Genomic DNA, 21,195 nt, shown 5'->3' on the forward strand with positions numbered 1-21,195 from the left:
GCGTATTTTAGGCAGGTTCAAGCGCTTTTTCTTCGTCGGCTACCACACGTTGGCACAGCTCGGTGATCTGCTCGCGCATCCAACGGTTGGCCGGGTCCTGGTCGGTGCTTTCGTGCCAGTACAGGTGGGTTTCCAGGGCCGGGACCTCCACCGGCAACGGGTGGTAGCGCAGCTGATGACGGCGAGCGAAACGCTCCGGGACGGTCATTGCCATGTCGGTCTGCTGCAACACTTGCGAGGCCATCAGGTAGTGCTGCGAGCGCAGGGCGACCTTGCGTTGCACGCCCATCTTGCCCAAGGCCAGGTCGACATACCCCAGGCCGTTGCGGCGGCTGGAAATGTGGATATGGGTCATGCCCAGGTAGCTGTCGAGGGTCAGTTTGCTGTCCGACAGCGGGTGGCCCTGGCGCAGGGCACAGACATAGCGGTCTTGCATCAGCTTCACGTGGCGGACCTGGGGGTCGGTGTTCAACGGTGCGTCGATGGCAAAATCCAGGCGGCCGGCGGCCAGCTCCTTGGTGGTTTCACGGCGCTTGCACAGGAAACTCTCGATCAGCACCGTAGGCGCCAGGCGGCGCAGCCGCTGGAACAGGGGCGGCAGAATGACCGCTTCGGTCAGGTCGGTCATGCTGATACGGAAGGTTTTGTTGGCCTGTTGCGGGTTGAAAATGCGGCTTTCCTGTACTGACGTGCGCAGCAGCGCCAGGGCGTTGCGCACCGGGCCGATGATGTTCTGCGCCATGGGCGTGGGCACCATGCCTTGCGCAGTGCGCACGAACAGCGGGTCGTTGAAGGTTTCGCGCAGGCGCGACAGGGCGTTGGACACTGCCGGCTGGGTGATGCCGACGATCTGCCCGGCGCGGGTGAGGTTGGCTTCGGTGTAGATCGCATCGAACACGATGAACAGGTTGAGGTCGACCTTGCTGAGGTTCATGGGCGCCGCTCTTTGTTGGAGTTATCTGCCGATCATATATCGGTTATGAATGTTCATACACGCGGAAAATAGACTAGGTGGATCGGGTTGCGCTGCTCTAGGCTCTGGCCATGTTCTTCGAACCGTGAAGGTAACCCCGATGGATTTCGCCTATTCGCCCAAGGTCCAGGCACTGCGCGAACGTGTCACCGCGTTCATGGATGCTTATGTCTACCCCGCCGAGGCGGTGTTTGACCGCCAGGTCGCCGAGGGTGACCGCTGGCAGCCCACCGCGATCATGGAAGAGCTCAAGGCCAAGGCCCGCGCCGAGGGGCTATGGAACCTGTTCCTGCCCGAGTCGGAGTACGGCGCTGGCCTGAGCAACCTGGAGTACGCGCCGCTGGCCGAAATCATGGGCCGCTCACTGCTCGGCCCGGAGCCGTTCAACTGTTCGGCCCCGGATACCGGCAACATGGAGGTGCTGGTGCGCTACGGCACCCAGGCGCAAAAACGCCAGTGGCTGGAGCCGCTACTGCGGGGCGAGATTCGTTCCTCCTTCGCCATGACCGAACCGGATGTGGCTTCCTCGGACGCGACCAACATGGTCGCGACCGCGGTGCGTGACGGTGACGAGTGGGTGATCAATGGGCGCAAATGGTGGACGTCTGGTGCGTGCGACCCGCGCTGCAAGGTGATGATCTTCATGGGCCTCTCCAATCCGGAAAGCCCGCGTCACCAGCAGCACTCGATGGTATTGGTGCCAACCGATACGCCTGGTGTGAAGATTGTTCGCCCGCTGCCGGTATTCGGCTACGACGATGCCCCGCATGGCCACGCCGAGGTGCTGTTCGAGAACGTAAGGGTGCCTTACGAAAACGTGATCCTCGGCGAGGGCCGCGGCTTCGAGATCGCCCAGGGGCGCCTGGGCCCTGGGCGTATCCACCACTGCATGCGTTCTGTCGGCATGGCCGAACGGGCGCTGGAGCTGATGTGCAAGCGCTCGGTTGCGCGCACCGCCTTCGGCAAGCCTCTGGCACGCCTGGGGGGCAACGTCGACAAGATTGCCGATTCGCGCATGGAAATCGACATGGCCCGGCTACTCACGCTCAAAGCGGCGTACATGATGGACACGGTCGGCAACAAGGTCGCGCGCAGCGAGATCGCGCAGATCAAGGTGGTGGCGCCGAACGTGGCGCTGAAGGTGATCGACCGGGCGATCCAGCTGCATGGCGGGGCAGGGGTGAGCGGCGATTTCCCGCTGGCGTACATGTACGCCATGCAACGCACCCTGCGCCTGGCCGACGGGCCCGATGAAGTGCACCGGGCGGCGATCGGCAAGTATGAGATTGGCAAGTATGTGCCGGCAGAGATGTTGCGCAGCGGGCGGTGAGGCAGGCTGATTCTCGTCAGGCCTACTCTTTGTGGCCGGCATTGGCTTGGGGGGTACCGTGTGCCGGCGGCTGATCCACCACAGCCGGCTGCTGCCCCCGCGTCTTGAGCAGCGAAATCACCACCCCACCCAGCAACAGCCCGAACGTCACACCCAACGACAGCAACGCCGGCACCTTGCCGACCATGCCATGGTAGAAGATCTTGCAGCCGATGAAGATCAACACCAGCGCCAGTGCGTACTTGAGGTATACGAACCGGTGCATCAGCGCCGACAACGCAAAGTACAGCGAGCGCAGGCCAAGAATGGCAAAGATGTTCGAGGTGTAGACAATGAACGGGTCCTGGGTGATGGCGAAGATCGCGGGTACGCTGTCCACTGCGAACACCAGGTCGGCCAGCTCGATCAGCACCAGTGCCAGGAACAGCGGCGTTGCATGGCGCAGGGCCTTGTTCTGCCCCGGGGGTGTCTGGCGGACAAAGAAGTGCGAGCCATGGATCTCGTCGGTCACCCGCAGGTGCCGGCGCACGAACTTGAGGATTGGGTTGTTGGCCAGGTCTGGATGGCTGTCTTCTTTGGCCAGCGCCATCTTCACCCCGGTGAACAGCAGGAAGGCCCCGAAGAGGTACAGCACCCAGGCGAAGTTCTGCACCAGTGCTGCGCCCACCCCGATCATGATCGCGCGCAGGATCACCACCCCGAGGATGCCCCAGAACAGCACGCGGTGCTGGTAACGGCGGGGGATGGCGAAATAGCTGAAAATTATGGCCATGACGAACACGTTGTCCATCGACAGCGATTGCTCGACCAGGAAGCCGGTGTAGAACTCCAGCGCCGATTGCGCGCCTAGCTGGAACCAGACCCAACCGCCGAACAGCACGCCGATGCTGAAGTAGCCGGAGTACAACAGCAGGCTTTCGCGCATGCCGATTTCACGTTCGTGACGGTGCAGTATGCCGAGGTCGAGTACCAGCAGGCCGATGACGATGGCCATGAACACCAGCCACAACCAGGTGCTGGTACCGAGGAACGGGGTGGTGAGAAACGCCTGTAGAGCTGTCATGAGCCCCTCCTTGAATGTCGACGTTGCGTGGCAACAGTGATCCGACATCACGGCGTGGCAGCCGTCAGAGGGGCCCGGTATCACATAGGGTTAAGGCTAGACCTGTTTGCCTGCGCTGCCGAATCCGGAGCTGTTACATTTGTTTGCCAGACGGCCGTGAACAGCATCACCCTGTTGCTCAGTACACCCACACCTCCACACGCTGGTTGTGCAGCCGCCCTTGTTCACGTTCGTTGCCGGCCACAGGCAATTCAGCGCCCATGCCGGTCACCTGCAGCACTGCGACGCCGTTACGTGCCAACTGTCGGCGCACCGCCTGCGCCCGCAAGCGCGACAGCAGCGCAGCGCGGCCTGGGGTCAGCTTGGGGTCGCCGAAGCCAACCAGCACTGTCTTGCCTTGTAGCTTGCCGGCCTGGTGCAGGTAATCGGCGACCCTTCGCACATCACGCAGGGCCTTGTTGTCGAGGTTGGCGCTGCCTGCCTGAAAGCGAAAGTTCACGCTCAGCCGTTGTGCCTGCTTGGCCAGGTTGCGGTAGCGCGGCGGCATGCCTGCCTGTGGTGGCACTGGCAGGGCCTGTATCTGCTGCGAAACGAACCCTTGCTGGGCGACGATGGCCTGGCCTGCCGGGCTTTGGGCGAAGTCCGCGAGGGCTTTGGCGGGTGGTTTGGGGTTGGCCGGCAGATAGAAGTACAAGCGCCGTGACAGGGGGTAGTCCTCGCTGGCCACCAGGGCGCGCGCTGGCAGCATGGCCGGGGCGTCCCCTTCAGCCACCGCCAGCACCTTGGCCCCGTGAATGGCGGCCAGGCTACTGAAGCCAATGGCCTGGCGGTCGGTGCTCACCCCTGCGGCCAGTTCGTCACTGGATTCGAAGCGCCGGGCCTGGGCTGACAGTGCCGCGTGCTGTGGCGCCAGTACCAGTGCCTTGAAGGTTTCAAAGGTGCCGGAGCGGTCGTCACGGGCGTACAGGTGAATGGCCCCGCCGGAAATGCCCAATTCTTCCCAACGCTGGATCTGACCAGAGAAAACTTGCGCCAGTTGCCCTGTGCTGAGCTGCGGCAGCGGGTTGTCGGGGTGGACAATGACCGCCACGCCATCCAGGGCAATGACTTGCTCGGAAGCGGCAGCACGGAGGTCGCCCAACGCTCGCAACTGGAGTACTTCGTTGTCGTTGATCGGCCGTGAGGCGGCGGCCAGGTCGGCCTCGCCCTCAACCAGGGCGGTGAAGCCGGTGCTGGAACCGTGGGCAGCGATGTCGATGCGTACCGGTTGGCCCTGCGTGTCGCGGGCCGTGATCACGGTTTCGTTGGGCAGCTTGCCGGCTTGCCGTTGGATCGCGCTGGCTTGCTGCGCACGGAGCTGGCCCTCCACCAGCGCCGGCAGCAGGGCTGCGCCGATGGTATTGGAGCCTTGCACACGCAAATGAACCGGTTCGGCCACGGTGGCCAGCGGTAGCACGGTGAGCAGTAGCACAAGCAGGCGTGGCATGCCGGGTGGCCCTGTGGCATAGAGTTGGCCGGCAGATTACGACAGGGGCGTGATGATAATGTGACAGTCAATGGGCTTGAGGCTGTCGAGGCTGCTGTGCAGCCCATCGCCGGCAAGCCGGCTCCCACACCGATAGCAATGTTCTCAAGACCTGTGCTGTACGTTGTGGGAGATTCTATGGTTTCTGGCAAAGGTGGCCGCAGCATCTTCAGCGCCTGTCAGCCCTGATGCGATCCCTGTGGGAGCCGGCTTGCCGGCGATGGGCCGCAAGCCGGCCCTGGCGGTCTCAATGCGCGCCGGCCGATTTGCTCAGGTCGCTCTCGGCCCATTCGGTGTAGATGCAGGCATCTGCCACTGCCCAGCGCACCTTCACGCTGTCCCCTGGCTGCATCGGCATACCCGCTGCAGACAGTGCCTTGACCGTCAGTTCGGTACCACCAGCAGTGACCACATGGCAGGTTTGGCTTTCCCCCAGGAACAGTACCTCGCCAACCTTGGCGCTGACCTCGTTCCAGCCTGCCGGCAGCGGCTGGCGCGCGGCTTGCTCGGCAGTCAGGGCCAGGGCTTTTTCCGGGCGGACCATGATCAGCGCATCCTGCGAGGCTGCCAGCCCCGGGGTCAGGCGGATGGCCACCGGCTGGCCTTCGAAGCTGGCTGCGCCGTTACTGCTGGCCTTGATCCGCAGGAAGTTGGAGTTGCCCAGGAACGATGCCACAAACGCATTCGGCGGGTTCTGGTACAGGTCGTAGCCGGTGCCCAGGCCAACGATCTTGCCGTGGCTGAAAATGGCAATGCGCTGCGACAGGCGCATGGCCTCTTCCTGGTCGTGGGTCACGTAGACAATGGTGATGCCGAGGCGGCGGTGCAGCTGACGCAGCTCGTCCTGCAGGTCTTCACGCAGCTTCTTGTCCAAGGCCCCGAGCGGCTCGTCCATCAGCAGAATGCGTGGCTCGTACACCAACGCGCGGGCAATCGCCACACGTTGCTGCTGGCCGCCGGACATCTGCGACGGCTTGCGGTGGGCGAACTGTTCCAGTTGCACCAGCTTGAGCATGGCATCGACGCGCTTGCTGGTTTCGCCCGCATTGAGTTTGCGAATGGCCAGCGGAAAGGCGATGTTGTCGCGCACGTTCAGGTGCGGGAACAACGAGTAACGCTGGAACACCATGCCGATATCACGCTTGTGCGGCGGCACGTTGACCAGCGACTGGCCGTCGACCAGGATCTCGCCGCTGCTCGGCGTTTCGAAACCGGCCAGCATCGACAGGGTGGTGGACTTGCCCGAGCCGCTGGAGCCGAGAAAGGTCAGAAACTCGCCGTCCTGGATCTCCAGGTCGAGGTTGTCCACGGCGGTGAAGTCGCCGTAGTGCTTGTTCAGGCCACGCAGGCTGACCAGGGTCTTGCCGTGCGCGTTGTCTTTGATCACTGCACTCATTGTTGTTATCTCCGCGCTCAGGCGTTTTCGGTGCGCCGGCGCAAGGCGGCGGCAATGAACATGACCAGCAGCGAAAGGCCGATCAGCAAGGTCGAGGCCACGGCGATCACCGGGCTCAGGTCCTGGCGCAGGGTGGTCCACATCTTCACTGGCAAGGTCTGCAGGTCGGGGCTGGCCATCATCACGCTCAGTACCACTTCATCCCAGGACACCAGGAAGGCGAACAGGCCCCCGGCAATCATCCCCGGGCGAATGGCCGGGAAGGTGACCTTGAAGATTGCCTGCAGGCGCGACGCGCCGCAGATCACGGCGGCATCCTCGATCGACTGGTCGAACAGCTTCAGCGAGTTGATGATCGAAATGATGGTGAAGGGCAGGGCGACGATCACATGGCTGACCACGAACGCGAACAGCGTGCCGGTATAGCCCAGCTTGAGGAACAGCGCGTACACCGCCACCGCAATGATCACCAGCGGCACGATCATTGGCATGGTGAACAGCCCGTACAGCAGTTCACGGCCCGGGAAGCGGCCACGCACCAGGGCGAACGCGCTGGGTAACCCCAGCAGCACCGCCGCAACGGTGGTCAGCACGGCCACCTTGAAGCTGGCCAGTGCAGCCTCCATCCACTCGGGGTTGGAAAAGAACTGGCCGTACCACTTGAGGGTCCAGTCGGGCGGCGGGAAGACCAGCCACTGCGACGACCCGAACGACAGCAACACGATGAACACTACCGGCAGCAGCAGGAAGGCTGCGATCACCCCGGTGGTCAGGTACAGGCCTGTGCGCAGCGGGCGGCCCATGGCATTGGGTGAAAGGAGCATGGCGGTTTACCTCGGGTTGCCAACCGGGGACTCCGGCTGCAGCTTCAGGTACAGGTAGAAGAGCACCAGGGTGATCAACACCAGCAGTGCGGCGGCGGCGCTGGCCAGGCCCCAGTTGAGGAACGACTGCACCTGCTGGATGATGAATTCCGGCAGCATCATGTTCTGCGCCCCGCCCAGCAGTGCCGGAGTGACGTAGTAACCGAGCGACATCACGAACACCATCAGCGCCCCGGAAAACAGCCCCGAGCGGCACAGTGGCAGGAACACCTTCCAGAAGTTGGTCCACGGGCTGGCGCCACAGATCGAGCCTGCCTGCAGCACCATCGGGTCGATGGCGTGCATGGTCGCCTGCAGCGGCAGCACGATGAACGGGATCATGATGTAGCTCATGCCGATCACTACACCGGTCAGGTTATGCACCATCTCCAGCGGGGCATCGATGATGCCCATGGCCATCAACGCCTTGTTGATTACCCCCGAACTCTGCAGCAGCACCAGCCACGAGTAGGTGCGTGCCAGCAGGCTGGTCCACATCGACAGCAGCACGATGTTCAGCAGCCAGCGGCCCCAGCCTTTGGGCACCAGGGTGATGGCCCACGCCAGCGGGAAGCCCAGCAGCACGCTGATCAGGGTGACCACACCGGCCACCGAGAAGGTGTTGAACAGCACCCGTGCGTAAGCCGAGTTGGCGAACAGCTGCTCGTAGTTGCCCAGCCCGGGCGTTGGCTCCAGTACCCCGCGCAGCAACAGGCCGATCAGCGGGGCGAAGAAGAACAGACCCAGGAACAGCAAGGCCGGCAGCAGGTTGCGGCTGCCTTTCCAGCGCTGGCTCAGGCCCACGCGCCGCGGTACGGTGCCCGGAGCGCCGGCCCCCGTGGGGGCACCTTGCGCGTTATGCAGGGCGTTGATGGCGACTTTCATTTGACCAACCACTCATTCCAGCGCGCGGCGATGGCCTGGCCGTTCTTGGCCCAGTAGGCGAAGTCGAGGGTGACCTGGTCCTGGGCATGGGCGGTAGGCAGGTTGGGTGCAAGGTCCTTGTCCAGCTTGGCCACGCTGTCGACGTTGACCGGCGCGTAGGCGGTCTTGTTGGCGAACTCGGCCTGGCCTTCGGCGCTGCTGGCGTTGGCCAGGAACTTCATGGCCGCGTCCTTGTTCTTGGCGCCCTTGGGGATGACCAGGAAATCGGCCATGACCAGGTTCTGCTTCCAGCTCACACCCACCGGGGCACCGTCTTGCTGCAGGGCGTAGACGCGGCCGTTCCAGAACTGGCCCAGCGCAGCTTCACCAGAGGCCAGCAATTGCTGCGACTGAGCGCCACCGCCCCACCAGACGATATCCTTCTTGATGGTGTCGAGCTTTTTGAAGGCGCGGTCCAGGTCCAGCGGGTAGAGCTTGTCGGGGGCTACACCGTCGGCCAGCAGGGCCAGTTCCAGCACGCCTGGGCTGGGCCATTTGTACAAGGCGCGTTTGCCAGGGTAGGTCTTGGTGTCGAACAGCGCGGCCCAGTCGACTGGCTTGTTGGCACCGAGCTTGCCTTCGTTGTAACCGAGCACGAAGGAGAAGAAGAACGAGCCGACACCGTGGTCGGACACAAAGCGTGGGTCGATCTTGTCGCGCTTGATCTGGGTGAAATCGAGGGGTTCGAGCAAGCCTTCGCTGGCGGCGCGCAGGGCAAAGTCGGCTTCCACGTCGACCACGTCCCATTGCACGTTACCGCTCTCGACCATGGCCTTGAGCTTGCCATAGTCGGTCGGTCCGTCCTGGACTACCTTGATGTCGGTCGCTTTGGTGAAGGGAACGGCCCACGCTTCTTTCTGGGCGTCCTGGGTGGTCCCGCCCCAGCTGACGAAGTTGAGGCTGTCGGCGGCTTGGGCGGCCTGACATGCCAGGGTCAGCAGGCTGGCAGACAGCACTGCGGTTACACGTTTGCTCAACAGCATGGTTACGCCCTCGTTGCTTTTGTTATTCGAGGCTGGGCTTGTGGTGCGCCCGCCAATAGTGTTCGGGGAGCAGCTAAAACAAAGTGTCGATGGCCATCTGGCGTTGTGGATGCCGGCCAGCAGATTTAAGGTCTACGGGATATCATATTATGGTATTCCAAACTTTTGGCAAGAGGTATGAGGCGACCGGCCATCACTCTGTCCTCTGCATGCTTGCGCGAACCTCTGTAGGCGCGACGCAAGGCCGCGCCTAAAAGGCACTGCGTCAGCCCACCAGGCCTGGCTCAAAGGGAATGCTCTGCACCACCTCCAGCTCATAACCCGCCAGCCCCGCATATTTCAGCGGCGGCCCCAGGTGGCGCAGCTTGCCCACCCCCAGGTCCTGCAGAATCTGTGCTCCGGTGCCCACTTCCGAGTACACCTTGGACTGCCCGCGCTGGTAAGGCCGCACCGGTTGGGTCAGCTGTGGTACCCGCTCCAGCAATGCCTGCGAGGATTCATGGTTGGCCAGGACCACCACCACGCCGCTGCCTTCCTCGGCCACCTTCTGCAGTGCCGCCCACAGGGTCCAGTTGGCGGGGCCGGCGTACTCGGCACCAACCAGGTCGCGCAGGGGGTCGATCACGTGCACCCTGACCAGGGTTGGCTGCTCGCGGCGGATGTCGCCCATTACCATGGCCATGTGCACGCCACCTTCGATGCGGTCTTCATAGGTGACCAGGCGGAAGGTGCCATGCACGGTCGGCAGCTCACGTTCGCCGATGCGCTTGATGGTCTGCTCGGTGCTCAGGCGGTAGTGGATCAGGTCGGCGATGGTGCCGATCTTGATGCCATGCCGTGCAGCGAACACCTCTAGGTCCGGGCGACGCGCCATGGTGCCGTCATCGTTGAGCACTTCGACGATCACCGAGGCCGGGCTGAAGCCGGCCAGGCGCGCAAGGTCGCAACCAGCTTCGGTATGGCCGGCGCGGGTCAGTACGCCGCCTTCGCGGGCACGCAGGGGGAATATATGGCCGGGTTGGACCAGGTCTTCGGGGCGGGCCGTGGGGGCCATGGCGGCGGCCACGGTACGTGCCCGGTCGGCGGCAGAGATGCCCGTAGTGACGCCCGTGGCAGCTTCGATCGACACGGTGAACGCGGTGCTGAACACACTGCCGTTGGCCGGTACCATCTGCTCCAGCCCCAGGCGTTGGCAGTGATCGTCGGTCAGGGTCAGGCAGATCAGGCCCCGCGCTTCGCGGGCCATGAAGTTGATGGCCTGGGCGTCGCAACGCTCGGCGGCGATCAGCAGGTCGCCTTCGTTTTCTCGATCCTCGTCATCCACCAGCAGGACCATCTTGCCTTGCCGGTAGTCCTCGAGAAGTTCCTCGATGGTGTTGAAAGCCATGTTGCACGCTCGCTGTGGTGGTGTCATTTTTATGGTATACCATCATACACAAATATCGACGAATCAGGAGAAAGTGCATGAAGGCCTATTGGATCGCCCATGTGGACGTGACCAACCCCGAGCAGTACCTGCAATACACCCAACGCGCCCCGGCTGCCTTCCAGGCATTCGGTGGCCGCTTTCTGGCCCGTGGCGGGCGCAGCGAGGCGCTGGAAGGGCGGCCCACACCTCAGCGTAGCGTGGTGATCGAATTCGATTCCTACGCGCAGGCGGTGGCGTGTTACCGGTCTGAGCTGTACCAGGAGGCGTGCAGCCATCGCCAAGGGGTAGCGAAGGCCGACGTGATCATCGTTGAAGGGGTGGGGCCGTGAGTGTTGGTTGATGCCCCTGACGCCGGCGAGCCGGCGATAGGGCCACCACTGGCAAAACAGAAGCTCAAGGCGCTTGCGTAACGTGCACGTTGTCGATGACCATGCGCGGATTTTCGCCGTCTTCAACCATGTGAAGGTGCAGGATTTCAGGGCCGTTCACCGTTAGCTCATCGGACCCATAATGCATACCGTCACGGTCACTCAGCCGTTTGTGGTTGTCCGTAAAGGTGAGATCTCTGGTACATAGATCACTGCACCCCCAGTCGTAACTTACGCGGCGGGTACCTGTACCAGGCAGCAGAATTTCGGTTGAACCGTCGAACGTAAGATGTTTTGCCTTTATGGCACTTCCATCGCCGCTGTGCGAATCGTCGCTGATCCCTCCCGTGCCATGTAGTTTGAATGTCGTCTGGTCAACCTTGAATTCCTTGCGGTCACCGACCTGCTCGGACTCGAAATCGACCTCCGAAGGCACGATGGGGCGACCTACCGCTTGGTCTTGCTCATCGTAGGTGAGCTGCATAACCTGATCCTTCGCCGTGGGCAGCTTGATTCGGATTACAGGCACCGCCTGGCCATACGCTGCGTGATACCGGAACTGGTCGAACTGCGCCAGCAAGCCAGCCTGCGTCTGACCCTCGACATAGAAAAATGCAAAAACAGGCAAGTCGGCGCCCACGCCGACTTGCCAGGTTGGGAGCAAAATCTCGTTGTAGCCCATCCACGCATCGGCGCTCAAACCTGCCCTGACTTTTAACGGCATCTCGAACCACCGGGCCTTCATGTTCGCGGGTGCTTCGCGAAGGTCCCATCCGCAGACTCTTGATTTTCTGATGTCATCTTCGCTGTACGTTGCCAACCACGCTTCGGCATCCTTCACGCCGACCTTCTGGCACGCATCCGTGGTGCTCTCAAACCCATCATGCGGGCCGCACCCCTGCGCAGTTTCGCGGTTGTCCGTGCCACCATCGATGGGGAAGGTGCACAGTACTTCGAGCTCGCGCAGCTTGCCGTGCGGGATGGCCTGCAGCGGCGGGAACAAAAAACCATTGAAGCGTTCCGCCGCCCTGCCGAAGTTGGTGTCGCGGCGCACCCAGGAAAACGCTATGGCGCCTTTATCCAAGTGCTTGCGGCTCGGGTCCCAAGGTAGCGATTCTGGGCTGAAACCGGTGGCACGCATTTCAAAACCGCTGCACAGGTAGCTGGGTTTGTCAGGCCCACCACAGTCTTCGGTGACCGAGTCGTACCAGACTTTCAGTTGCGTAACCGCCTGTTCACCCCGCTTGTTCAATTCGATCAACTGCTGTGACTTGGCTGTTGCGCTTGTGAGTGCCTGAGTCTGCGCGGGCGGACGGGCAGGCAGCACAGGGGACGTGTGCGACACGCAACCGATCAAACTTGCCAGGGTTAGAAGCGACAGAGCTATTCGTGTCCACATTGGCGAGCACCTTTTTCTGAGTGGAGCAGCACAGCCGCACGCATAGCTATCGTGGGCTTTGGTGCAATTTGCGCACAGGAAAAAAGTGGCGGCTACTGGCAGTTCTATCAGCATTCGGTCCAAGCCCAGGTGACCGAGCGCCAACATCTCGATTGGGCCTGGGCAGGTCTTCCGGTCATGGGCTCAGTTCAGGTGCGCTTTGAGTTCGGCGCCAGCCTGGCGCATTGCCGCCTTGACCGCCGGTACCTGGCTCAGCGGGTTGAGCAGCCCGTAGTCATGGATCATGCCGTTGTAGCGCACCGAGGTCACCGGCACGCCGGCGGCATTCAGCTTGCGGGCATAGGCCTCACCTTCATCACGCAGCACGTCGAACTCGGCGGTTTGCACCAGCGCTGGCGGCAAGCCTTGCAACTGTTCGGTGGTAGCCCGCAGCGGCGCGGCGTAGATCTGTTCCCGCGCCTTGGCATCCGTGGTGTAGTTGTCCCAGAACCACTTCATCATGCCGGTGGTCAGGAAGTGCCCTTCGGCAAACTGTTTGTACGAAGCGGTTTCGAAGCTGGCGTCCGTCACCGGCCACAGCAACAGCTGGAAGCGCAGGGCCGGGGTGCCAGCTTCTTTGGCCTTCAGCGCCACGACCGCCGCCATGTTGCCACCGACGCTGTTGCCAGCCACGCCCAGGCGCTTGCCATCCACGCCGATCTGCTGGCCGTGCTCGGCCACCCAGCGGGTCGCGGCATAGGCCTGGTTGATCGCGGTTGGGTAATGCGCCTCCGGCGACGGGGTGTAGTCGACATAGACCGCCACTGCCCCAGAGCCAACCACCAGGTCACGGATCAGCCGCTGGTGGGTCGGGAAGTCGCCGAGCACCCAGCCACCGCCATGGAAGAACATGAATACCGGCAACGCCCCTTTGACATTGGCCGGGCGAACCACCTGCAGCTTGATCAACTGGCCGTCGGCCTCGATGGTGCGTTCCTTCACCTCGATCCCGGAGAGGTCAACCTTGGCCGAGGCCTGGGCGCCGGTCAGCACCGCGCGGGCATCTTTCGGGCTGAGTTGCTCCAGTGGCTTGCCGCCGCCTTGCTCCAGGGCTTCGAGGAAGGCCTGGGTGCGTTGCTCCACCCCTGGGCTTCCCGCTGCGAACGCGCTGGAAACGGACAGCGCCAGAAGCGAGGCGGTGAGTGTTTTGTGGACAATGTTCATGGGCGAATCCTTTTCTGTGCAAGTGTCGGGAATGGTCGTCTTGCCTGGCCTGCTGGGCCATCGCTGCGACCTGTGCGTAGATTAGGCAGGTGCGCTCGTGGGAAAAAGCCGCTATAAAGCGTTTTACTGTCACCAAGAGCGAGACAATGAACCCCTACGAAGACATGCGAATCTTTGCCCAGGTGATGGAGGCCGGCAGTTTCACTGCCGCCGCCGACCGCCTGGGGATGTCCAAGCAATCGGTGAGCCGGCGCCTGATGCAACTCGAAGCGCGCCTGGGCGTGCGCCTGCTCAACCGCTCCACCCGGCGCCTGGACGCCACGCCGCTGGGCCAGCAGTACTACCAGTCGGCCATGCGCCTGCTGGGTGAAGTGCAGCAGGTGGAGCACGACATCAGCGGCCAGGCCCAGGCCTTGCGCGGCACCTTGCGCCTGAGCGCGCCATTGTCGTTCGCCATGGCGCACCTGGGCTGTTTGCTGACCGAGTTCCTGCAGTTGCATGCGCAGGTGGATGTGGAGGTGGACCTCAGTGACCGGGCGGTGGACCTGATCGGCGAAGGCTATGACCTGGCGTTGCGGATTGGCGCGCTGGAGGACTCCAGCCTGATTGCCCGGCGCATCGCCGATGTGCAGCGGGTGTACTGCGCGAGCCCGGCCTACCTGGCGGCGCGCGGTGTGCCGGCCAAGCCGGAGGACCTGGCCGGGCATGACTGCCTGCCGTATGGGCATTCGCGGCAGGTGCAGTGGCAGTTTCGGCAGGCTGGCAAGGCCCAGGCGATTCAGGTGGCCGGGCGCATGCGCGCGAACAATGGTGAAATCCTAAGGGACGCGGCGATTGCCGGCATGGGGGTGACTTACCTGCCGACCTTCATCGTAGGGCAAGCGCTGGCCGATGGGCGCCTGGTCACGGTGCTGGATGACTGGCGGCCGCCAGCTTTGCAGCTGTCGGCAGTGTACCCGCAGCACCGGCAGGTGGCGCGGCCGGTGCAAGGGTTCGTGAACTTCCTGCGCGAGCGCTTGCTGCAGTTGTAAAGCCAGGGCACGGGCGATATAAAGACCGCTTCTACAAGCACCCGCAAAAACTGGCTATGCTTGGCCCATGACCAGCTCTCCACCGTTGCGCCAGCCTTGCCCCCCTGGCGCCTGCATTTGTGGCCGCGAACAACTGGCCGACCACCCGCAGACCGCCCAGCGCATACTCCTGCTGACCCGCCAGGAAGAAAAGCGCCTGCTCGAGCGCCTGGAAAACCTGAAAGACCTTGAAGACCTGCAGCGCCTGCAGCAGCGCCTGTTCGACAATCTTGGCATTCGCGTGCACATCGCCCCGGGCTTCAATGAAGTGCGGACCATGCGCGGCATCGTCATCGAACTGGATAACCAGCCCGGGCTGTGCCGCAAGACCCGGCAGGCGATCCCGGCGGCGATCCGCCGCGGGCTGGAACGCAATCCCGAGGTTGCGTTCCGCCTGCTCGATACCCACGACCTGCTGCGCGATGCATGAGATGAAGTTAATTTTCCGCCGGCTTGCTACGTCTACTTGAAAGCCTCCTGCGCCAAGCGCGCAGCGGTACTCATCATTCAAGGAGACAGGCAATGACTTCTGTATTCGACCGCGAAGATATCCAGTTCCAGGTAGTGGTCAACCACGAAGAGCAATACTCGATCTGGCCCGACTACAAAGCCATCCCCAACGGCTGGCGTGCAGTGGGCAAAAGCGGCCTGAAAAAGGAATGCCTGGCGTACATCGACGAGGTGTGGACCGACATGCGCCCCCTCAGCCTGCGCCAGAAAATGGCCGAAGCCGCCCCCCAGTGACCGCACTGAACCTGCTGTGCCTGCCGTACTCGGGGGCCAGCGCCATGGTCTACAGCCGCTGGCGGCGCAAGCTGCCGTCGTGGGTGCAGGTACGCCCGGTGGAGCTGCCCGGGCGCGGCTCCCGCATGGCCGAGCCGCTGCACACCGACATGCAGGCGCTGGCCCGGCAACTGGCCAGCGAGCAGCGCCTGGCCGCCAATGCACCCTACGCGTTGCTGGGCCACAGCCTGGGTGCCTTGCTGGCCTTCGAGCTGGCGCATGAGCTGCAAGCGCTGGGCTGCCCGGCGCCGCTGGCGTTGTTTGCCTGCGGCACGGCGGCCCCGACCCGGCGCGAAGATTACGATGGCAGGCGCTGGCGCGAGCCCAAAACCGACGCCGAGCTGATCAGCGAGCTGCGTGAGCTGCAAGGCACGCCCGAGGAAGTGCTGGCCAATGCCGAGTTGATGAGCCTGACCTTGCCGACACTGCGCGCCGATTTCCTGCTGTGCGGCACCTACGCCTACCGTCAGCGGCCGGCCCTGAGCTGCCCGCTGCATGTGCTGGCCGGCACTGATGACCGGGCCAATGACGAGCAACTGCGGGCCTGGGGCAAAGAAACCCACGGCGAGTTTTCGCTGCAGATGTTCCCCGGCGGGCACTTCTTCATCCACGAGCATGAAGACCGTGTGCTCGACGCCCTCACTGCCTCGCTGCAACCGCTGCGCCTGTCCGCCTGATTGACGTCACCGCTTGCCTGGGGGAGGCTAGGCCTTTTCCCAGGCAAGGGGCAGAGCATGCTGATCGAACCACACAAGGCCACGCTGCTGGTCGTCGACATCCAGGAAAAGCTCATCGGCGCCATGAGCGACGCCGAAGGCACCTGGGCGCGGGCCCGCTGGCTGCTGGCGGCGACCGCCGAGCTGGAGCTGCCGGTGGTGATTTCCGAACAGTACCCCAAGGGTCTGGGCCACACCCTGGCCGAGTTGCTGGCGGCGGCACCGGCCGCCCAGGTGGTGGAGAAAAGCCATTTTTCCTGCGTTGCCGCCCAATGCTTGCCCGACAGCCTGATGGCCCGTGAACAGGTGATCGTGTGTGGCATGGAGACCCATGTCTGCGTGCTGCAGACCGTGCTCGGCCTGCTGGCGCTAGGCAAGCAGGTGTTCGTGGTCGAAGATGCCTGTGACAGCCGCACGGCGGCCAGCAAGGCGGCGGGCCTGGCGCGCATGCGCGAAGCCGGTGCGCAGGTAGTGACCCGGGAAATGGTGCTGTTCGAGCTGATGGGGAGTGCGGCGCATCCGTTGTTCCGCCACATCAGCAAGACCTACCTGGTCGGTGAACAGCCCTGAACGGCCGGTTATGGGCGGCAGGCATGATGGCCCTTGCACTGCTGCAAGGTTGCGCCGGGCGCCGCGAAGAAGTGCCCGCAGCGGACCCGGCCGAGGTTCGCGCCCAACTGCTGCGGTTGCTGCCCACGCAAGCCCGCGACCGCGAGGGCTGGGCCAAGGACATCCAGGTGGCCTTCGAGGCCCAGCGCATCCCCCCCAGCAAGAGCAACCTGTGTGCCGTGTTGGCGGTCACCGAGCAGGAGTCGACCTTCACCGCCGATCCACAGGTGCCCAGCCTGGGGCGTATCGCCCGTGAAGAAATCGACCGCCGCGCCGCGCGCCTGCACATCCCCAGGTTGCTGATCGATGGAGCATTGAAAACGCCGTCTGGCAACGGCCAAAGCTACCAGCAGCGGCTACAGGCAGTGCGCAGCGAGAAACAGTTGAGCGAATTGTACGACGAGGTCATTGCCCGGCTCCCGTTGGGCAGGACCTTGCTTGGCGGGCTGAACCCGGTGCACACCGGCGGGCCGATGCAGGTCAGCATCGACTTTGCCGAACAGCATGCACAGGGGTACCCCTACAGCCATGACGGCAGCATTCGCCAGGAGGTGTTCACCCGGCGCGGTGGCATGTACTTCGGTATCGCCCACTTGTTGGGTTACCCAGCCAGCTACGAACGCCCGCTCTATCGTTTCGCCGATTTCAATGCGGGCTGGTACGCCAGCCGCAATGCGGCGTTTCAAGCGGCGCTGAGCAAGGTCACGGGTGTGCGCCTGGCGCTGGACGGCGACCTGATCGCACCGGGGTCGATCATGCCGGGCGCGACCGAAACGGCGGCGCGCAAAGTGGGCGGGAAGCTGGGGCTGCGCAACCCGCAGATTCGCCGCCAACTGGAGGACGGCGACAGCCTGGCGTTCGAGGACAGCAAGCTGTACGCCGGGGTATTTGCCCTGGCCGACGCGGCCGCTGGCAAGCCGCTCCCGCGAGCGGTGCTGCCGGGGATCGAACTGAAGAGCCCGAAGATTACCCGCAAGCTGACCACGGCGTGGTTTGCAGGGCGGGTGGACGAGCGTTACCAACGGTGCATGAAGCGCTAGCGCCCAGGTGCACTGTCAATGTCGCCACTGCCGAGGCGGGCGCGGTCTTGCAGCGCGAAAGGGCCGCAAAGCGGCCCCAGGATTTGCGACGGACTGTTGATCAGCTTTCGCCAAGTGCCCCGACGACTTGTTCGACACTGGCCTTCAACCCGGCAAACGCATCATCCGGGTCGCTGTCCACCACCACCAGCTTCGCGCCGGCCGCCTGGATCGCTGCGGCCAGCGCCGGCTCCGGTTGGCGATGGTCCAGCACCAACGCTACATCCTGTGCCTTCAGGTTGGCCTCCAGCGCCTTCAGCGCGGCAGCATCCCACGCCGTTGGCAGCGGCTGCTGCACCACATCCAGGTTCAGGCCGCTGGCCAGGTAACCCAACCGCGGCGACAGGCTGACCACTGTGAGGTTGTCGACCTTGGCCAACTGCGTCTGGCTGCTGGCGGCAAGTTCCAACAGCTGGCGCTTGAGCGCGGCCAGGTTGCCCTGGATTTTCGTTTTTTCGCTCGGCGCCAGGCGTTCCAGGTCGTTGGCCACGACGTCGGCCATGCGCCCCAGATTGGTCGGGTTCAGCCACGGGTAGGCGTTGTAGGCATCGTCGCCACTCACCGCAATACCTGGCAAGGCGCCGTCCACCGGTCGTGCGGCATCGATCTCGACAATGCGGATATTGCTGCGCCGGGCCATCGGGTATAACGGGTCGTCGCGCCAGATCGAACGTACGCCGATCACCGCATCGGCCTGTTGCGCAGCCTTGTCCAGGCTGGCGCCACCACGGCCGCTGAAGTACGACGGCTGGCGACTGGCCGGCAGGTTGGCCGGGGCTGCGCGCTTGAGTTGTACGCCGGTCCCCTCGAGCAGGGCGCTGGCCAGGCTGTGGGTGATCGGCAAGGTGGTCAGCACCTGCGTGGCGAAAGACAGCGACGGCAGGCTGGCCAGGGCCAGTGCCAGGGTCAGGTGTTTCAGGTTCATGCCGGGTTTCCTTGCAGGCGGGGAACGAGGGCGCGGGCGAGCGCAGCGAGGGCGAAGCAGAGACCGGCAACCAGGATGATCGCGGCACCCGACGGCACCGGCAGGTCGAACACGATCGGTAGCAGGATGCCGAACAACGTGCTGATGGTGGCGATGAGCACCGAGAGGAAGAAAAAGCCCTTCAGTGACTGGCTGACCAGGCGCGCGGCGGCAGCCGGGATCACCAGCAACGCACCGACCAGAATGGCCCCGATCACCTTCACTGCAGCCACGGTGACCAGGGTCACCAGCACCACGAACAGGTAGTCCAGGGTTTTCACCGCCACGCCGCGTACAGCAGCCAACTGCGGGTTGAAGCTGGCCAGCATGATGCGGTTGTACAGCGGCAGCGCCAAGGCCAGCACCAGTATGGCGACAATACCCAGTACCACCAGGTCCTGCCCGCTCACGGTCAGCACCGAACCGAACAGCACGTTCTCGAGGATGTGCACATTGATCTTGCCCGCCAGCATCAGCAGCAGGCTGGCGCCCAGCGCCAGCGACACCGAGAGGAATACGCCAATCAGTGTGTCCGGTGACAACCCGGTGCGGTTACGCAGGAAGTTCAGCAGGATGCCGAACAGCAGGCAGTAACCGAACAGGCTGCCATAAGGCCCGGTATAGGGCTCGCCCAGCAGGATGCCGATAGCCACGCCGGTCAGTGCGGCATGGCCGACCGCTTCGGAAAAGAACGCAAAGCGCTTGACCACCACCAGGGTGCCCAGGCCACCCAGCACCGGGCCAATCATCAGGCCGGCGAGCAAGGCATTGACCACGAAGCCATAGGCCAGCGCCTCGGGCAGGTAGCCGGCAATGGCCCAGTCCTGGATCGTTTGGCGAAAGGTTTCGAAACTCATCAGGCAATGCTCTCGCTACGCGGGTGGACGGAAAACAGGCCCAACAGGCGCTCCGGCGTCAGGGCCTGGGCTGGCGGGGCGTCGAACAGTACCTGGCGGCTCAGCCCGGTAACCCGGTCGGCCAGGCGCAGCACCGCTTCCAGGTCGTGTTCGATCCACAACACAGTGGTTCCCGCCTGGCGCCAGGCCAGCAGCAGTTGTTCGAACACCTGAATGCCGGCTTCATCGAGCGCCGACATCGGCTCGTCCAGCACCAGCAGTTGTGGTTCGGGGATGAGCCCCTGGGCCAGCAGCACCCGCTGGCGCTCACCGCCCGACAAGGCCCCCATGCGCCGCTTGCGCTTTTCCAGCATGCCAACCCGCGCCAACGCAGCATCGATGGCAGGCTGCACCCTGCGCGACAAACCCAGGAAGGCCGGGCGCCGCTGGCACATGGCAGCCATGAAATCATCCACGGTCATTGGCAGCCCGCGGTCGAACTCCAGGGCCTGCGGGACGTAGCCGATCACCTCGCCTTGCCCTGGCCAGTGCAGGGTCAGTTCACCATGGTGGGGCATTTGCCCGAGCAGGGTCTTGATCAGCGAACTCTTGCCGCCGCCGTTGGGGCCGACGATGGCGTGCACGCTGCCCGGGGCGACGGTGAAGCTGACCTGTTCGAGGATACGGGTGCGGCCCAGGGTCAGGTCGATACCGGCAAAGGTGATGCGCGGCCCGCAGGCGGTTGCCAGGTTGGCAGCGGCGGTCATGCGCGGTTCTCCTGAATGGCGCGGACCACGGTGTCGAGGTTGCGCTTCATTTCCACTTCGTACTTGTCCTTGGTGTATTCGCCATAGGAAATGTGGGTGAGGGGGTAAAGGCGCACACCAGACTCACGCTGGATGGTTTCGACATAGGCTGAGGGGAAGTCCATTTCCGAGAAGATCACCCTCACGTCCAGTGCCTTGAGCTGGTCGATGGTCTTCTTCAGCTGCGCCGGGCTCGGCTCGATACCATGGGCGGGTTCGACCACGGCGGTCACTTCCAGGCCGAAGTCGCGGACCAGGTAGTCGTAGGCAGCGTGGATGGTGGCCACGCGGAAGGTAGCGCTGGGGGCCTCGGTGACCTTGGCCAGTGCCTGGGCACGCAAGCCACGCAGGCGTTTGGCGTAGGCCCGGGCGTTCTGCGTGTAGAACCGGGCATTGTCCGGGTCGAGCCTGCCCAGCTCGCGGGCAATGTTGTTGACCTGGGCAATGGTCGTGCTGATCGACAGGAAAGTGTGCGGGTTGACCACCTTGCCGGCACCGCGTGCGGCAATGCCGGTAGCTGCCAGCAGCGGTACGTTCTGGTTGGCCTCGATCGTGGCGATATCAGGTTTCTCACTGGCAGCGATCATGCGGTCGGCAAAGTCGTCATGGCCAACGCCATTGAGCACCACCACGTCCAGGGTGCCGATGCGCTTGATGTCTTCGGCCCGGGGCTCGTAGGCGTGCGGGTTGAAGCCCGCCGGAATCAGCGGCACCACCTCGGCCTTGTCGCCAACGATGTTGCTCACGTAGCTGTAGTAGGGGTGCAAGGTGATGCCGATACGCAGCGGCTTGTCGTTATCGGCCAGGGCCATTGCCGGTAGGGCCAGGGCCAGGAGCAGGGCGAGGGCGGAGCGAAACATGGGCGAGTCCTTCGGT

The 21,195-nt window shown here is 63.7% G+C and carries 22 protein-coding genes; 8 read left to right on the forward strand and 14 right to left on the reverse strand.

Annotated elements, in window-relative coordinates; all coding sequences use genetic code 11:
• Positions 1-7: 7 nt before the first annotated feature.
• Entirely contained in the window at positions 8-934 is a 927-nt protein-coding gene (locus tag AACG97_RS11050; RefSeq protein WP_115293887.1) for a LysR family transcriptional regulator, read from the reverse strand.
• Between the two features lie 139 nt (positions 935-1,073).
• Between AACG97_RS11050 and AACG97_RS11055 the strand changes: the two genes are divergently transcribed.
• Positions 1,074-2,303: an acyl-CoA dehydrogenase gene (locus AACG97_RS11055; protein ID WP_225785608.1), complete on the forward strand. Its 1,230-nt coding sequence runs from the start codon at positions 1,074-1,076 to the stop codon at positions 2,301-2,303.
• A gap of 22 nt (positions 2,304-2,325) precedes the next feature.
• Here the strand turns inward: AACG97_RS11055 and AACG97_RS11060 are convergent, their stop codons facing one another.
• The 7 genes from AACG97_RS11060 to ribBA all read right to left on the reverse strand — a co-directional run bounded on the left by AACG97_RS11060 (position 2,326) and on the right by ribBA (position 10,444).
• On the reverse strand, positions 2,326-3,366 hold the full coding sequence (locus tag AACG97_RS11060; protein WP_225785607.1) for a TerC family protein: 1,041 nt from the start codon (positions 3,364-3,366) through the stop codon (positions 2,326-2,328).
• A 178-nt stretch (positions 3,367-3,544) separates the two neighbouring features.
• Positions 3,545-4,852: a substrate-binding domain-containing protein gene (locus AACG97_RS11065; RefSeq protein WP_115293888.1), complete on the reverse strand. Its 1,308-nt coding sequence runs from the start codon at positions 4,850-4,852 to the stop codon at positions 3,545-3,547.
• A gap of 286 nt (positions 4,853-5,138) precedes the next feature.
• Complete coding sequence (locus AACG97_RS11070) at positions 5,139-6,287, reverse strand: ABC transporter ATP-binding protein (protein WP_009686433.1); 1,149 nt, start codon at positions 6,285-6,287, stop codon at positions 5,139-5,141.
• A 17-nt stretch (positions 6,288-6,304) separates the two neighbouring features.
• Positions 6,305-7,111: an ABC transporter permease gene (locus AACG97_RS11075; protein WP_197884801.1), complete on the reverse strand. Its 807-nt coding sequence runs from the start codon at positions 7,109-7,111 to the stop codon at positions 6,305-6,307.
• Positions 7,112-7,117: 6 nt separating this feature from the next.
• Positions 7,118-8,035 (reverse strand): ABC transporter permease, encoded by a 918-nt coding sequence (locus AACG97_RS11080; protein ID WP_009686435.1) that lies wholly within the window; start codon positions 8,033-8,035, stop codon positions 7,118-7,120.
• Positions 8,032-9,057: an ABC transporter substrate-binding protein gene (locus tag AACG97_RS11085; RefSeq protein WP_009686436.1), complete on the reverse strand. Its 1,026-nt coding sequence runs from the start codon at positions 9,055-9,057 to the stop codon at positions 8,032-8,034. The genes AACG97_RS11080 and AACG97_RS11085 overlap by 4 nt, the downstream gene beginning before the upstream one ends.
• 265 nt (positions 9,058-9,322) lie before the next feature.
• Positions 9,323-10,444 (reverse strand): bifunctional 3,4-dihydroxy-2-butanone-4-phosphate synthase/GTP cyclohydrolase II, encoded by a 1,122-nt coding sequence (gene ribBA / locus AACG97_RS11090; RefSeq protein WP_029887298.1) that lies wholly within the window; start codon positions 10,442-10,444, stop codon positions 9,323-9,325.
• A 77-nt stretch (positions 10,445-10,521) separates the two neighbouring features.
• Here ribBA and AACG97_RS11095 point away from each other — a divergent pair, with 77 nt between their 5' ends.
• Positions 10,522-10,815 (forward strand): DUF1330 domain-containing protein, encoded by a 294-nt coding sequence (locus tag AACG97_RS11095; protein ID WP_115293889.1) that lies wholly within the window; start codon positions 10,522-10,524, stop codon positions 10,813-10,815.
• 64 nt (positions 10,816-10,879) lie between these two features.
• On the opposite strand, the gene AACG97_RS11100 is transcribed toward AACG97_RS11095, so the two are convergent.
• Together AACG97_RS11100 and AACG97_RS11105 are read right to left on the reverse strand one after the other, a co-directional pair.
• Entirely contained in the window at positions 10,880-12,115 is a 1,236-nt protein-coding gene (locus tag AACG97_RS11100) for a hypothetical protein (protein WP_197884802.1), read from the reverse strand.
• Positions 12,116-12,436: 321 nt separating this feature from the next.
• On the reverse strand, positions 12,437-13,456 hold the full coding sequence (locus AACG97_RS11105) for an alpha/beta hydrolase (RefSeq protein ID WP_125854626.1): 1,020 nt from the start codon (positions 13,454-13,456) through the stop codon (positions 12,437-12,439).
• 146 nt (positions 13,457-13,602) lie between these two features.
• Here AACG97_RS11105 and AACG97_RS11110 point away from each other — a divergent pair, with 146 nt between their 5' ends.
• The 6 genes from AACG97_RS11110 to AACG97_RS11135 all read left to right on the forward strand — a co-directional run bounded on the left by AACG97_RS11110 (position 13,603) and on the right by AACG97_RS11135 (position 17,674).
• Positions 13,603-14,487: a LysR family transcriptional regulator gene (locus AACG97_RS11110; RefSeq protein WP_125854627.1), complete on the forward strand. Its 885-nt coding sequence runs from the start codon at positions 13,603-13,605 to the stop codon at positions 14,485-14,487.
• Positions 14,488-14,554: 67 nt separating this feature from the next.
• Positions 14,555-14,956 carry a hypothetical protein gene (locus AACG97_RS11115; protein ID WP_033691107.1) on the forward strand — a complete coding sequence of 134 codons (402 nt, stop codon included), beginning with the start codon at positions 14,555-14,557 and terminating at the stop codon, positions 14,954-14,956.
• A gap of 92 nt (positions 14,957-15,048) precedes the next feature.
• Entirely contained in the window at positions 15,049-15,270 is a 222-nt protein-coding gene (locus AACG97_RS11120; RefSeq protein ID WP_009686443.1) for an MbtH family protein, read from the forward strand.
• On the forward strand, positions 15,267-15,986 hold the full coding sequence (locus tag AACG97_RS11125; RefSeq protein ID WP_029887292.1) for a thioesterase II family protein: 720 nt from the start codon (positions 15,267-15,269) through the stop codon (positions 15,984-15,986). Before AACG97_RS11120 ends, AACG97_RS11125 begins: the two co-directional genes overlap by 4 nt.
• 57 nt (positions 15,987-16,043) lie before the next feature.
• A complete protein-coding gene (locus AACG97_RS11130; RefSeq protein ID WP_009686446.1) occupies positions 16,044-16,595 on the forward strand; it encodes a hydrolase in 552 nt (183 codons plus the stop codon).
• 23 nt (positions 16,596-16,618) lie between these two features.
• Complete coding sequence (locus tag AACG97_RS11135; protein ID WP_290370991.1) at positions 16,619-17,674, forward strand: DUF1615 domain-containing protein; 1,056 nt, start codon at positions 16,619-16,621, stop codon at positions 17,672-17,674.
• Between the two features lie 100 nt (positions 17,675-17,774).
• On the opposite strand, the gene AACG97_RS11140 is transcribed toward AACG97_RS11135, so the two are convergent.
• Genes AACG97_RS11140 through AACG97_RS11155 form a run of 4 tightly spaced genes read right to left on the reverse strand, consistent with a single transcriptional unit; the run spans position 17,775 to position 21,179 of the window.
• Positions 17,775-18,638, reverse strand: a complete 864-nt coding sequence (locus AACG97_RS11140) for a metal ABC transporter solute-binding protein, Zn/Mn family (RefSeq protein ID WP_047149662.1) — start codon at positions 18,636-18,638, stop codon at positions 17,775-17,777.
• Positions 18,635-19,534 carry a metal ABC transporter permease gene (locus AACG97_RS11145; RefSeq protein WP_115293895.1) on the reverse strand — a complete coding sequence of 300 codons (900 nt, stop codon included), beginning with the start codon at positions 19,532-19,534 and terminating at the stop codon, positions 18,635-18,637. Before AACG97_RS11145 ends, AACG97_RS11140 begins: the two co-directional genes overlap by 4 nt.
• A complete protein-coding gene (locus AACG97_RS11150; RefSeq protein WP_009686451.1) occupies positions 19,534-20,280 on the reverse strand; it encodes a metal ABC transporter ATP-binding protein in 747 nt (248 codons plus the stop codon). Before AACG97_RS11150 ends, AACG97_RS11145 begins: the two co-directional genes overlap by 1 nt.
• A complete protein-coding gene (locus AACG97_RS11155; protein WP_115293896.1) occupies positions 20,277-21,179 on the reverse strand; it encodes a metal ABC transporter substrate-binding protein in 903 nt (300 codons plus the stop codon). Before AACG97_RS11155 ends, AACG97_RS11150 begins: the two co-directional genes overlap by 4 nt.
• Positions 21,180-21,195: the final 16 nt, after the last annotated feature.

Source organism: Pseudomonas sp. Nvir, assembly GCF_963778085.1.
In the GTDB taxonomy this organism is placed as follows: domain Bacteria; phylum Pseudomonadota; class Gammaproteobacteria; order Pseudomonadales; family Pseudomonadaceae; genus Aquipseudomonas; species Aquipseudomonas juntendi.

Bases quoted from the DNA above. Each gene is read 5' to 3' on its own strand.
- AACG97_RS11050 (WP_115293887.1), bottom strand. From the start codon at position 934: ATGAACCTCAGCAAGGTCGACCTCAACCTGTTCATCGTGTTCGATGCG.
- AACG97_RS11055 (WP_225785608.1), top strand. From the start codon at position 1,074: ATGGATTTCGCCTATTCGCCCAAGGTCCAGGCACTGCGCGAACGTGTC.
- AACG97_RS11060 (WP_225785607.1), bottom strand. From the start codon at position 3,366: ATGACAGCTCTACAGGCGTTTCTCACCACCCCGTTCCTCGGTACCAGC.
- AACG97_RS11065 (WP_115293888.1), bottom strand. From the start codon at position 4,852: ATGCCACGCCTGCTTGTGCTACTGCTCACCGTGCTACCGCTGGCCACC.
- AACG97_RS11070 (WP_009686433.1), bottom strand. From the start codon at position 6,287: ATGAGTGCAGTGATCAAAGACAACGCGCACGGCAAGACCCTGGTCAGC.
- AACG97_RS11075 (WP_197884801.1), bottom strand. From the start codon at position 7,111: ATGCTCCTTTCACCCAATGCCATGGGCCGCCCGCTGCGCACAGGCCTG.
- AACG97_RS11080 (WP_009686435.1), bottom strand. From the start codon at position 8,035: ATGAAAGTCGCCATCAACGCCCTGCATAACGCGCAAGGTGCCCCCACG.
- AACG97_RS11085 (WP_009686436.1), bottom strand. From the start codon at position 9,057: ATGCTGTTGAGCAAACGTGTAACCGCAGTGCTGTCTGCCAGCCTGCTG.
- ribBA (WP_029887298.1), bottom strand. From the start codon at position 10,444: ATGGCTTTCAACACCATCGAGGAACTTCTCGAGGACTACCGGCAAGGC.
- AACG97_RS11095 (WP_115293889.1), top strand. From the start codon at position 10,522: ATGAAGGCCTATTGGATCGCCCATGTGGACGTGACCAACCCCGAGCAG.
- AACG97_RS11105 (WP_125854626.1), bottom strand. From the start codon at position 13,456: ATGAACATTGTCCACAAAACACTCACCGCCTCGCTTCTGGCGCTGTCC.
- AACG97_RS11110 (WP_125854627.1), top strand. From the start codon at position 13,603: ATGAACCCCTACGAAGACATGCGAATCTTTGCCCAGGTGATGGAGGCC.
- AACG97_RS11115 (WP_033691107.1), top strand. From the start codon at position 14,555: ATGACCAGCTCTCCACCGTTGCGCCAGCCTTGCCCCCCTGGCGCCTGC.
- AACG97_RS11120 (WP_009686443.1), top strand. From the start codon at position 15,049: ATGACTTCTGTATTCGACCGCGAAGATATCCAGTTCCAGGTAGTGGTC.
- AACG97_RS11130 (WP_009686446.1), top strand. From the start codon at position 16,044: ATGCTGATCGAACCACACAAGGCCACGCTGCTGGTCGTCGACATCCAG.
- AACG97_RS11135 (WP_290370991.1), top strand. From the start codon at position 16,619: ATGATGGCCCTTGCACTGCTGCAAGGTTGCGCCGGGCGCCGCGAAGAA.
- AACG97_RS11140 (WP_047149662.1), bottom strand. From the start codon at position 18,638: ATGAACCTGAAACACCTGACCCTGGCACTGGCCCTGGCCAGCCTGCCG.
- AACG97_RS11145 (WP_115293895.1), bottom strand. From the start codon at position 19,534: ATGAGTTTCGAAACCTTTCGCCAAACGATCCAGGACTGGGCCATTGCC.
- AACG97_RS11150 (WP_009686451.1), bottom strand. From the start codon at position 20,280: ATGACCGCCGCTGCCAACCTGGCAACCGCCTGCGGGCCGCGCATCACC.
- AACG97_RS11155 (WP_115293896.1), bottom strand. From the start codon at position 21,179: ATGTTTCGCTCCGCCCTCGCCCTGCTCCTGGCCCTGGCCCTACCGGCA.